Origin of the sequence: Streptosporangium sp. NPDC020145, from assembly GCF_040631275.1 — a bacterium.
Classification (GTDB): domain Bacteria; phylum Actinomycetota; class Actinomycetes; order Streptosporangiales; family Streptosporangiaceae; genus Streptosporangium.
In genome coordinates this window covers 146,197-157,663 of sequence record NZ_JBEXZT010000001.1, presented here as the reverse complement: position 1 = coordinate 157,663, position 11,467 = coordinate 146,197, and the positions used below count along the sequence as shown (strand labels likewise).

At 70.6% G+C, this 11,467-nt stretch carries 10 protein-coding genes and 1 riboswitch; of the genes, 4 read left to right on the top strand and 6 right to left on the bottom strand.

Going from position 1 to position 11,467, the window contains the following annotated elements; all coding sequences use genetic code 11:
• Window positions 1–37 precede the first annotated feature (37 nt).
• The 4 genes from fabI to ABZ463_RS00645 form a co-directional block, all read right to left on the bottom strand.
• A complete protein-coding gene (gene fabI / locus ABZ463_RS00660) occupies window positions 38–856 on the bottom strand; it encodes an enoyl-ACP reductase FabI (protein ID WP_362771699.1) in 819 nt (272 codons plus the stop codon).
• A gap of 65 nt (window positions 857–921) precedes the next feature.
• Window positions 922–1,197 (bottom strand): acyl carrier protein, encoded by a 276-nt coding sequence (locus ABZ463_RS00655; protein WP_352009177.1) that lies wholly within the window; start codon window positions 1,195–1,197, stop codon window positions 922–924.
• 34 nt (window positions 1,198–1,231) lie between these two features.
• Window positions 1,232–2,380, bottom strand: a complete 1,149-nt coding sequence (locus ABZ463_RS00650) for a radical SAM protein (RefSeq protein WP_352009176.1) — start codon at window positions 2,378–2,380, stop codon at window positions 1,232–1,234.
• Window positions 2,381–2,382: 2 nt separating this feature from the next.
• Window positions 2,383–3,030: a Phenylacetic acid catabolic protein gene (locus ABZ463_RS00645; protein WP_352009175.1), complete on the bottom strand. Its 648-nt coding sequence runs from the start codon at window positions 3,028–3,030 to the stop codon at window positions 2,383–2,385.
• Between the two features lie 969 nt (window positions 3,031–3,999).
• Here ABZ463_RS00645 and ABZ463_RS00640 point away from each other — a divergent pair.
• Window positions 4,000–5,823: an AMP-binding protein gene (locus ABZ463_RS00640; protein ID WP_362771696.1), complete on the top strand. Its 1,824-nt coding sequence runs from the start codon at window positions 4,000–4,002 to the stop codon at window positions 5,821–5,823.
• Window positions 5,824–5,867: 44 nt separating this feature from the next.
• Here the strand turns inward: ABZ463_RS00640 and metE are convergent, their stop codons facing one another.
• The gene (metE, locus tag ABZ463_RS00635) at window positions 5,868–8,168 is read right to left on the bottom strand and encodes a 5-methyltetrahydropteroyltriglutamate--homocysteine S-methyltransferase (RefSeq protein ID WP_362771694.1); all 2,301 of its coding nucleotides are present in this window, start codon (window positions 8,166–8,168) and stop codon (window positions 5,868–5,870) included.
• Window positions 8,169–8,314: 146 nt separating this feature from the next.
• Window positions 8,315–8,490, bottom strand: a riboswitch (cobalamin riboswitch).
• A gap of 386 nt (window positions 8,491–8,876) precedes the next feature.
• Between metE and ABZ463_RS00630 the strand changes: the two genes are divergently transcribed.
• Both ABZ463_RS00630 and ABZ463_RS00625 read left to right on the top strand, forming a co-directional pair.
• Window positions 8,877–9,305: a hypothetical protein gene (locus ABZ463_RS00630; protein ID WP_362771692.1), complete on the top strand. Its 429-nt coding sequence runs from the start codon at window positions 8,877–8,879 to the stop codon at window positions 9,303–9,305.
• 447 nt (window positions 9,306–9,752) lie between these two features.
• Window positions 9,753–10,010 carry a dsRBD fold-containing protein gene (locus tag ABZ463_RS00625; RefSeq protein WP_352009171.1) on the top strand — a complete coding sequence of 86 codons (258 nt, stop codon included), beginning with the start codon at window positions 9,753–9,755 and terminating at the stop codon, window positions 10,008–10,010.
• A 67-nt stretch (window positions 10,011–10,077) separates the two neighbouring features.
• Here the strand turns inward: ABZ463_RS00625 and ABZ463_RS00620 are convergent, their stop codons facing one another.
• A complete protein-coding gene (locus ABZ463_RS00620) occupies window positions 10,078–10,512 on the bottom strand; it encodes a CBS domain-containing protein (RefSeq protein WP_352009170.1) in 435 nt (144 codons plus the stop codon).
• A gap of 146 nt (window positions 10,513–10,658) precedes the next feature.
• Here ABZ463_RS00620 and ABZ463_RS00615 point away from each other — a divergent pair, with 146 nt between their 5' ends.
• Entirely contained in the window at window positions 10,659–11,216 is a 558-nt protein-coding gene (locus tag ABZ463_RS00615) for a hypothetical protein (protein WP_362771690.1), read from the top strand.
• The last annotated feature ends 251 nt before the right edge of the window (window positions 11,217–11,467 follow it).

The window sequence follows — 11,467 nt, the reverse complement described above, 5'->3', positions numbered from 1 at the left end:
CGACCGGTCGTCGGTGGCTTCGGCCCGTGTGCGGCGCTCACCGCCGCCCGGAGGGGTCCGCGGGGCCGGGGACGCCGACGCCGCCGGTCACCGCGTGCATCCCGCCGTCGGCGTACAGCACCTGTCCGGTCGTGTACCTGGCGAGGTCGGAGAGCAGGAACAGCACCGCGCCGACCACCCGCGACGGGTCGTTGCGGTCCCAGCCGAGCGGCGCCCACCGCTCGTAGTGGTCGGCCAGCCGCCCGAAGCTGCTCACCCCCGAGGCCGAGACCGTCTCGACCGGGCCCGCGGCGACCAGGTTCACCCGGATTCCCGACGGGCCGAGATAGAGGGCCAGGTACTGGGCGACGGACTCAAGGGCCGTCTTGTAGACGCCCATCCAGTCGTAGCCGGGCAGCGCCCTGCCGGTGTCCACGGTCATCCCGGCGATCGCGCCGCCGTTCTCCGCCCGTGCGAGCACGGGGGCCAGGGCCTGGGCGAGCTGCTGCAGGGAGTAGGCGGAGACGCGGAAACCGTCGAGCGCGCTGGCCGCCGGGGTGGTCAGGAAACCGGAGCCGAGCGCGTCGGCGGGCGCGTGGGCGACGCTGTGCAGCACACCGTCGAGGCGGTCCCACTCCGCGGCCTCCTCGGCGACCGCCTGGAAGTGCGTGTCGTCGGTCATGTCCAGTTCGAGGACGTCCGCGGGCGACGGCAGCAGGGCCGCCGCCTTGCGGGTGACGCGCAGGGCACGCCCGAAGGAGGTGAGCACGACGTCCGCGCCCTGCGCCTGCAGCGCGGCGGCGACGTGCCAGGCGATGGACTCCTCGTTGAGCACTCCGGTGATGAGGTACTTCCTGCCCGTGAAAAGTCCGGACACCTGCATGTCTCCGTTCGGGGGTTCTCGTTCTCCTGCGCGCCGCCGGTGTCCTCACCCGGTGCCGGTCACCCCGCCTCGGCGGCCTCCTGCACGGCCGCGGCCCGCTCGGAGACGACGCGGTCGACCAGCTGGCCGAGCGTGATCCCGACCAGGTCTCGGCGCGGGATCACGACGCCGTAGTCACGTTTGATCGACGTCATCAGGTCGGCGACGTCGAGGGAGTCGATGTCCAGTTCGTCGAACCTGGCGTCGGCGTCGAGCGCGTCCTCCTCGACCCCGAGGTCGACGAGTTCCTTGTTGATGAAGTCCCGGATGGCGGACGGGGCGGCCTCACTCGTCATGCCTGTCTTTCCCTTCTGTCTCACTGGGCCTGTCTCACTCGGCGGATGCGGATGCGGTACGGCGCGCGAAGTTCGGCGAGTGACGCTGCGACCAGTACCACTGCCGCCAGTAGGCCTCGGCCAGGCCGGTCCACGTCTCCAGCCGCTCGGGGCTGTCCAGGAACCGGTTGAGGCTGACGACCAGCCAGGTGTAGACGGCCTGGCTGTCGCGGCAGCCGCCGCAGTCTCCCGAGGTGCAGCAGAACTGCAGCGTCTTGTAGTCGGCGCCGTAGACCGCGAACCCGTCGATGACCGGGTGGCCGTTGCCGACCCGCGCGGCGTGCTCGGGCAGTTCGACGCTGATGCTCGGGCAGACGTCGTAGCCGAACCGGCCTCCCCAGTGGGTGCGCCCGGTGATGAGGGTCTCGATGAAGTAGGGGTGGGAGACCACGGTCTCCGGGAACAGCTCCTTGACCCGCAGCGCCTCGGCCAGGGTTCTCTTCTCGTTCTCGATGCGCAGCGGATGGTCCGTGCCGTGCGCGCTGTAGAAGTTGAAGGTGACCTGGTTGCCGTTGTCGGCGATGGCCCGCACGGTCGGTTCGACGTGGCGCAGGCCGTCCTCCGACAGCGCGAAGACGAACGTCACACGCGGGTCGTCCCGGTAGTGCCCGAGCGCCTTGTCGAAGAGGCCGGTGAACGTCGAGCCGTTGGGCCGGTGCGCGCGCAGGTCGTCGTCGAGCGGGCCGCCGCCGAAGAGGCTGATCGCGACGGCGACGTTCTCGAAGCCCTCCCTCGGCAGCGGGCGCAGCCCGTTGGTGGAGATGGTGATGTACGGCAGCAGCTCGACGAATGGCTGGACCCGGTTCAGCACCAGGGTCGGCTCGCCACCGATCAGCGTGGCCTGGGTCACCCCCGAGGCGTCGAGCCGTTCGACGAACGCCCTGATCAGGCCGATGTCGGAGGTCTCGGGCACGGCGGCGTCGAAACCGCCCTCGAAGTACCAGCACCCCTTGCAGCGGATGTTGCAGGTGGTGGTCAGGTGGACCTCGCAGGCGCGGACCCGGCGTCCCATCTCACGGATGGCCTGGACACGTTCGGCGAGGTCCGGCCGGTCGGCGAGCAGTTCGCGCAGCCGTACCTTGGCGGCGCGCCGTTCCGGCTCCGGAGGGTTGTAGGGAGCGAGGGTGAGCGGAACCGTGGCCATGGTCAGCCCGCCTGGGTCGTCGGTACGCGCAACCCGAGGTTGATCGCGCGGGCCGAGACGGTCTTGATCCACTGGTCGCGGGCCTCGGCGTTCGTGGTCTGGCGCAGGCCGTACCTGATGGCCAGTTCGGCGCGTTTGGAGTTGGGGTTGCCGAAGACGCCGATGAAGGTGGGCCACAGCCGGTCGAGCGCGGCCTGCAGCTGCTGCCTGCCCTCCTCGGTGGTGGCGAGGTTCCTGCACACCCGGGCGCCGTGGGCGATGTGCACCTTCTCGTCGAGGATGATGGTGCGCACCGCCTCCGCCCACGGTTTGTAGCTGCTCTCGGCGAACTCGCGGATCATCAGCAGCGCCGCCTCCTCGCCGATGTAGGAGAACACGCCCCGCTCGGCCCAGGTGGTGCAGGTGTGCAGTCCCTGGTCGGCGAACAGGTTGCGCTCGTCGAGCGACTGCTGCTCCATGTAGGTGGTGTCGACGCCGATCTCGGCGAGGATCCGCTTTCCGATCTTGTAGTGGTCGTACTCCTCGACCGCGCGCTCGGCGCAGACCTGGCGTTCCTCGGCGTTCGGCGCCAGCGGGAGGAAGACCATGGTGTAGTCGTCGCCGCCGGACAGCTCACCCTCTGTGTTGATCATGACCTGGCTGATCAGCATCTTCTGATAGTCGCCCGGCGCACGATGGAATTCTTCGGGTGTTCGCACCACAAGCAATTCGTCGTCCAGAACCGCGACTTTCCGGGTCACCGTCACCCTCCAATGCCGAAACAGGCCTGATGCTTTCTCCAGAAAAAGTACGCGAGCGGTAATTCTTACGACACAGGAAACCGAACCGACCAGCCGGCGTCCTCGCGGTCAACGGCCATAAAATTCCCTTACAGGCCTTTAGTCGGAGGAATGCTAACACACGGTCAAGACCGATACCAGGGAGCGCCCAAAACCGTCGTACGGTGCTCGATCCGTCACGGAATACCGAATCCATCAGGCCACTCTGGTAACACACGTTTCACAGGTAACACAAAAAGCCGGGGATTCCGGGACCCCTGGTTTCGGGCGGCTTTTTATTCCGATATTCGGCTCCGCCTTTTCCGGTCCGCCCCGGGACCGGAATTCCCGCCCCGCGGACCCGGACCCGGCGGGCGTCGGGTACGACGGGGTGTCAGGCGCGCGGCGGGCGCGCGATCGGGTTCGCCGGAACGGAGGAGGCCGGCGCAGGCGGGATAAGGACCCGCCGTGATCTCCGGCGAGAAGGGGTCGAAATCGCCGCCGAGCGGTGCCGTGGCCATTACCCCGTCCCAAGGTCGAAATGGTCCTCGTGTCGGCCCGTACCCCTGCTCCCCGGATTTCACCGGCCCGGCGTACCCCATGCGGAAAGAAAGAAACGAAAACCCGAATCAGCACCGCGGGAACTGTTCCGTCGTTGACAGCGGGCCGTTTCGGGCGCATTCTCCGAGGGCGGTGTGACACCGCCGCGAAGAACCACCGCACATGATCCCGGTTATCCGCGGATCATCGCGACGTCACTTCTGACCGTCCGTGGGGCGACGGATGGATATCACCGCGGGAGAGAAAAGGGGACCGGCGCGGCGGCAGAACGGTCCGTGAATTGAACGGAGGCGTTCTTCGGTGGCCACGACCGATCTTGAGGCGCGGGTGACCTCCATCTGCGCCGAGGCCCTCAACCGTTCCCGTCTCGGTCCCGACGACGACCTCATGGAAGCCGGGATGGACTCACTGGCCGCCGTGGAGATCGTGACGCGCCTCGAACTGTCCTTCGGCGCGGACGTCGTCGACGTCGTCTTCGAGACGCCCACGGTCAGCCACCTGTGCGCCGCCGTACGACGTGCCCTGCGGGAGGGGTCCCGGAGCGTCGCCCTGCCCGGACCCGCCCCGCCGGCCGTGACCGGGCCGTCCCTCCCCGCGGCGACGACCCTGCTCGGCCTCGTCACCTCGGCCGCCGCCAGGTACGGCGAGCGCCCCTACCTGCTGCCCGTCGAGCCGGAGAGCCGCGTCTTCTCCTTCGCGGACGTCCTGACCTTCACCAGGGGATGCGCGACCCTGTTCGAGGAACGCGGCGTCCCCGCCGGGGCGCGGGTGGCGACGGTCATGCACAACTCGTCGCTGGCGGCGCTGCTTTTCCTCGGCGTCGTCGCCTCAGGGCGGGTGCTGGTGCCGCTGAACCCGAAGGCGGGCGCCGCCGAACTCGAAACGCTCCTGACGCACTGCGGGCCCGCGCTCGTCCTCGGCCGCGAGGCCACGGCCGTGAAGCTGCGGCGACGCCCGGAGTGGATCGGCACCGACGACGAGGAGTCCCTGCTGACCGGCCTGCTCGCGCGGGGTGAGGCGTACGGCAGGCGGCCGATCCTCTCCGGCGGTGACGGCGCGGCCGACGCCGAGATCGTCTACACCTCCGGTTCCACCGGCACCCCGAAGGGGGTCGTCCTGTCGCACAGGAGCCTGCTGTCGGGCTCCCGGTCCCTGGCCGGATGGGCGCGGGCGGGCCAGGACGACGTCTTCCTCAACGTGGGCCCGCTCTTCCACGCCGGCGGGCAGGTCTTCCCGACGCTGACCCCGCTGTGGTGCGGCGGCCGTACCGTGTGCGTGCGCCCGGAGGCGGCGCTGGCGCGGTTCTGGACCTACGTCGACCGCTACGAGCCAACGTGGACGCTTGTGGTCAACGCCTACCTCGCCCACCTGGTCGAACGGCCGGAACGACCGGTCGCAGGCCGGTTGAAGGGGGTCCTCGCCGGAGGCTCCCCCCTCGCCGTCGAGCTGATCCACCGCTTCGAGGCCACCTTCGGCCTGCCCGTCCACCAGGTGTACGGCATGACCGAGACGGCCTCGATCGCCACGGTCGAACCACGCGGGAGAAAGAGCGGCGACCCCAGGAGCGCCGGGCTGCCCCTGGACTGCTCCCGGGTCCGCGTGGCCGGCCGGGACGGGCGGGACGTCGCGACCGGTGAGAGCGGCGAGGTGCTGCTGAGCGGGGACAACGTGTTCACCCGTTACCAGGACGCCCCCGGCCTCACCGGGGAGCGGATCGACGACGGCTGGATACGCACCGGCGACCTGGGACGCCTCGACGAACGCGGGGAGCTGTCGATCGTCGACCGCCTCGACGGCATGGTCGTCGTCAACGGCGAGAACCTCTACCCCGCCGAGGTCGAGAACGTCGTCCCGCACCTCGAAGGCGTCGAGGACGCCGTCCTGGTGGCGCTGCCGCACCCGGTGACGGGGGCCGAGCCGGTGCTCGTCTACACGCTGCTGCCCGGTGCCGTCGCCCGCGTCGACGGCTGGCGCGCGACGCTGCTGAGGTTCGTCAGCACCTTCAAGGTGCCGCGCAGGTTCGTCCCCGTCGAGGACCTGGGCCTGGACGCCTTCCCGAGAACCCCGCTGGGCAAGATCGTGCGGTCTGAGGTGCGGCGGCTCGCGGCCGAACGCCTGTCGTGACCGGGAGCCTCCGGGCCCGGCGCGCGCCGGGCCCGGAGGAGGGGTCAGCCGGCCTCCGCCCTGACCACCCGGGCCGCGGCGACCATGTTGTCCAGGGAGACACGGACCTCGCCCCAGCCACGGGTCTTCAGGCCGCAGTCGGGGTTGACCCACAGCCGCCCGGCCGGGACGCCGCCGAGTCCCTCGCGCAGCAGGGAGGCGACCTCCTCGACGTCCGGCACCCTCGGGGAGTGGATGTCGTAGACGCCCGGCCCCACCTCGCGGGGATACCCGGCCCCGGCCAGCTCGCCGGCGACCCGCATGTGGGAACGGGCGGCCTCCAGGCTGATCACGTCGGCGTCGAGGTCGTCGATGGCGGACAGGATCTCACCGAACTCGGCGTAGCACATGTGGGTGTGGATCTGGGTGTCGGCCCGCACCCCGCTCGTGGCCAGGCGGAAGGCCTCCGTCGCCCAGGCCAGGTAGGCGGGCCGGTCGGCCGCGCGCAGCGGCAGTGTCTCCCGCAGCGCGGGCTCGTCCACCTGGATGACGGCGATGCCCGAGGCCTCCAGGTCGGCGACCTCGTCGCGCAGGGCGAGGGCGACCTGGCGGGCGGTCTCGGCCTGCGGCTGGTCGTCGCGGACGAAGGACCAGGCGAGCATGGTGACCGGGCCGGTCAGCATGCCCTTGACCGGGCGCCCCGTCTGGGACTGGGCGTAGGTCGTCCAGCGCAGCGTCATCGGCCTGGGGCGGGAGACGTCCCCGGCCAGGATCGGCGGGCGCACGTAGCGGGTGCCGTACGACTGCACCCAGCCGTGCTGGGTGGCCAGGTAGCCGTTGAGCCGCTCGGCGAAGTACTGGACCATGTCGTTGCGTTCCGGCTCTCCGTGCACCAGGACGTCGATGCCCGCCCGCTCCTGGAAGACCAGGACCGAGCGGATCTCCGAGGCGATCAGCTCGTCGTAGGCGTCCTGGTCGATCCGCCCGGCGCGCAGGTCGGCGCGGGCCGCCCGCAGCCGCCCGGTCTGCGGGAAGGAGCCGATGGTGGTCGTGGGCAGCTCCGGCAGGCCGAGGCGGGCGCGCTGGGCCGCCGCCCGCTCACCGTACGGCTGGGGCCTGCGGGTGTCGGCGGGGGTGACCGCGGCGGCGCGGGCCCTGACCCCGGGGTCGTGGGTGAGCGTGGAGGCCTCGCGTGAGGCCAGGTCGGCCCGGTTGGCGGCCAGCCGTCCGGCGACGGCCCCGGTTCCCTCGCTGAGCCCGGTGGCCAGGGTGACGACCTCGGCGACCTTCTGCCTGGCGAAGGCGAGCCAGCGGCCGACCCGCGGGTCGAGGCCGTGTTCGAGCCCGAGGTCGACGGGGACGTGCAGCAGCGAGCAGGAGGGCGCGACGTCCACCCGGCCGGCCAGGCCGAGCAGGGTGGCCAGGGTCGCCAGCGACCCGCCCAGGTCGTTGATCCACACGTTGCGGCCGTCCACGACACCGGCGATCAGGCGCTTGCCGGGCAGACCGCCCGCGCGGGCCAGGTCCTCCAGGTTGGCCGCGGCCGGGCCGGTGAAGTCCAGTCCCAGGCCCTCGATCGGCGCCCTGGCCAGGACCGGCAGCGCGTCTGCGAGCCGGTCGAAGTAACCGGCGACGAGGATCTTCGGCCGGTCGGTCAGGGCGCCGAGCTCACGGTAGGCGTGGGCGGCGGCGTCGAGCACCGCCCGGTCGCGGTCCTGCGCCAGCGCGGGCTCGTCGAGCTGCACCCACTCGGCACCGGCCGCGCGCAGGGCGGCGAGCACCTCGGCGTAGACGGGCAGCAGCCGGTCGAGCAGGCCGATGGGTTCGAAGGCCGGGTCCGCGCCGGGGGCGGGCTTGGCCAGCAGCAGGTAGGTGACGGGGCCGACGAGCACGGGGCGCGCGGTGTGCCCGAGCGCGACGGCCTCGCGCAGTTCGCCGACCTGTTTTGCCGGGTCCGCGGCGAAGACGGTGTCAGGTCCCAGCTCCGGCACCAGGTAGTGGTAGTTGGTGTCGAACCACTTGGTCATCTCCAGCGGGGCGACCTCCTGGGTGCCCCGGGCCATGGCGAAGTATCCCGCCAGGGGGCCTTCCGTCTCCACGACGGCTCGGTGACGCGGGGGGACGGCGCCGACCATGACGGTGGTGTCGAGGACGTGGTCGTACAGCGAGAAGTCGCCGGTCGGCACCTCCCGCACCCCCGCCTCCGTCAGGTGCCGCCAGTTGCCTGCGCGCAGCCCGGCCGCGACGTCCAGCAGGTCACGCTCGGTCACCCGGCCCGCCCAGTGGCCCTCGATCGCCTTCTTCAGCTCACGGTCCGGCCCCTGACGGGGGTAGCCGTACACGGTGGGGGAGGAAGTCTCGGTCACGGAACTCTCCTTCGCGAGTCACGAAAGGACTCCGGTGCCCCGAGGGGAGAGACGAAGGAGAGGCGGGCGCACCAGGCCCGTCCCATGCCGCCGACCCACCCGCGAGGTCACCGAGGTCACCGCGTGCGTGGTCGCACGCGGGCAGTGGCAGGTCTTCGGACTCGCGGGCACGTCCGGGCCGTTGTCTCGCCCTGACACCTAGTGGCCGTCGCTTCCCGGACCCGATCTGCCGGATCCAGTGCGTTTGACGGCGGTCGTTCCCACTCACCGCTGCGGGGCAGTCCCGGAGTCACACCGGGTTCCCTCTTACGACGCGTCTGCCTGGCGGGCAGGGCGAACCGACTGCGTCCCCAACCCTACGCGCATCCGATGGCGGAGCGACAACCATATTCGGGCCCGCCGGCGGGTTCGCGGGATCGTTCTCCCATCGCCCCGGGCCGCCTGAAACCGTACGGGGGAATTCGCGGGTCGCGGGAAAGTCTCCGTCCCCCGCTTTGGCGACTCAACAACCGTGACCTAAGACCCCATTTCCTACAATTTCCGAAAGAAAAGGGCAGGCTATATTAGACCCGGCAAACCCCCCAGCCATCGGAGTTAACCATGTATCGGACTAAAGGGTCACATCTCCATCAAGGGCGTATACCAAGCGCCCTAACCGATGTCAAGTCGCGAGTCGCCGCCATTCTCCACCGGCGTTTCCCGGTCATCATGCGAGGGACGCTCGGCCTGGTGTTCCTGTGGTTCGGCGTGCTGAAGGTGGCGAACGTCAGCCCGGTCGGCGCCCTGGTCGCCGACACCCTGTCCTTCGTGCCGCTGCCCGCGTCGTTCGTGGTGCCCGCCCTGGGCGTGTTCGAGGTCGCGGTGGCCCTGGCGCTGTTCACCGGCCGGTGGCTGCGCCCGTTCCTGCCCGTGCTCCTGCTCCACCTCGTCGGCACGTTCCTGGTCCTGGTGCTCCACCCGGGTGTCGCGTTCAAGGACGGAAACCCGCTCATGCTCACAATGGAGGGCGAGTTCGTCGTCAAGAACGTCGTCCTGATCGCCGGGACATTGGTCGTCGCCGCGACCCTCCCCCGGCGCGAGGGGCACGAGGAACAGCGGGAGGAGTCCCGCCTGCCGGTTTCCACCACCTCGCGTTAGAGAACTCACGACGGGCCCGTCGCGGGCCCGTGGAGAACGAATGCCGGGAAACGGGAAACGGGATCGCCCCGTTTCCCGTTTTCCCAAGGGCACGACGCCCCGCCCAGGACCTGTTTTGTGGATCTTCGCCGTGGCGAGGATCGTCCAGGTGGATGCCCCGCGAGGCGGAGGAGGAGCTCATAACGGAGTTATGGGCGACAGATTCTCCCCGGGCCCCGCGGCAAACGCGGAGCGTTTTCGTGGGGTGGGGCGACAACGCGGCGGGGCGCCGCCTGGGCGACCGCGGCAGGCGGAAAGATCCGCAAAACGGGTCCTAGGGAAGCCCGTCCCCCAAGGGCGGGACCTTCGTCCCTGATGGTCACGCCGTACGGCTCCGACAATGGAGATGACGGCTTCGCGCCCGGAGAGCGGGCGCCGCCACCGTCACGAAGAACGGGGGTTCAGATCATGCGATCCAAGCAGTGGGACGTCCGGGTCTCCATCACCGAGGACGGCGACGAGACCTTCGCCAGGGCGGTCCTGCCCATCGCGGGTGCCGGGGAACTGGCGGGGATCGGCCGGGCACGCCGCAACCCGTCCGACGATCCGGTGGCCGAGATCGGCGACGAGCTCGCCGCCGCCAGAGCGCTGGCCGACCTGTCCGGCAGGCTGATGAGCGTCACCTCGGCGGACATCGCCCAGCTGACCGGCCCTACCTCGTGGTGAGGGGGCCCCGCGCACGGACCGGCCCGCCCGCCGTCGCCCTCACGGACTCCGGCGGACGGGCCCCGGTTCACCGCCGGCCGTAGACCTGGTGGACGAACTCGGCGAGCTTGTCGTCGGGCAGGCCCTTGGCCAGGTCGGCCTCACTGATCATGCCGACGATGCGGTGGTTCTCGATCACGGGCAGACGCTTGATCCGGTGCCGTTCCATCATGGTCAGCGCCTCGTCGACGCTGCCTTCGACGTCGATCCAGATCAGCCCCTGGGCGAGCTCACTCGCCGTCGTCTCGTCGAGGTTCCCGCCCTCTGCGCAGCACTTGATCACGATGTCACGGTCGGTGATGATCCCCTTGAGCCGGTCGTCGTCCCCGCAGACCGGCAGCGCGCCCACATCCAGGTCGCGCATCATCCGCGCGGCCGTACGCAGACTGTCGTGTTCACCGACGCACCGCGCGTCCGGGTGCATCAGGTCCCGGACCGTCCTGCCTGTCTCCGTTCTCGTCATCGTCACCCCTCCTGACGGTAGGTTTGTGGGCCTCTATAGCCCTATGCCCGATAAATTCGGATTCAGTGGGGCGATTCTGGAGAGAAAGGCTGTGATCCACGATCACGGCCTTCTCGGCGGGCCACCCGGATGTCAGGATGTCGGGTGTGACCCTCGCGGCGTCGGCGCTTCGCGTGCCACGTGCCATCGTCTTCGCGACGCTGTGCACCGTGGTCTCCGCGGGCGGCCACGCCCTGGCCGGAGGCGGTCTCGTCCCGCCGTTCCTCGGGATTCTCGGCGTCGTCGTCTCCTTCTGCGTCGCCTACCCGCTCGGCGGCCGTGAACGCGGCCCCGAGGTGGTGCTCACGGCCACCGGTGGCGTGCAGCTCCTGCTGCACGAGCTGTTCAGCCGGGCCGCGCACGGGCCGCACACCACGATCCTCGGCGACCACGGCCATCCCACCTCCGGCATGACCGTGGTCCACCTGGCCGTCGCGCTGGGCACCGGCTGGTGGCTGTACCGCGGTGAGAGCGCGGTGTGGCTGATGATCCGCCTGTACGGCCGCCGCCTGCCGGTGATCCGGCTGCTCCTCACCGTCCCCACCGAGGTGGTCGCCCCCGTCCGGCGGCCGGTGACCACCCATGAGGCCACGCCGTACGGCGGGCGGGACGTCCTTCCCGCGCTACGGCGCCGCGGCCCACCCCTGCCCGCCCCCACCGGCTGAGCCCCCACGGCCCCGGGCCTTCCCCCCTGTCACGACCGGAGTCCTCCCCCGACCGGAGGTTCTCCCGCCCTCTCATGACCGGCGCGCTCCCCGCTCCTTCGCGATCGGGTGTCCTCGCCGGCCCTTCGTGATCGGGCGCTTCCCCGGGCCCTCCGGGACCGGACGTCCTTCGGGGCCGGACGCGTTCCCCGGGTCCTCCGTGGCCAGGTGCCCCCCGGCTCCGTGACCGGGTGGCCCCGCTTCCCTCACCG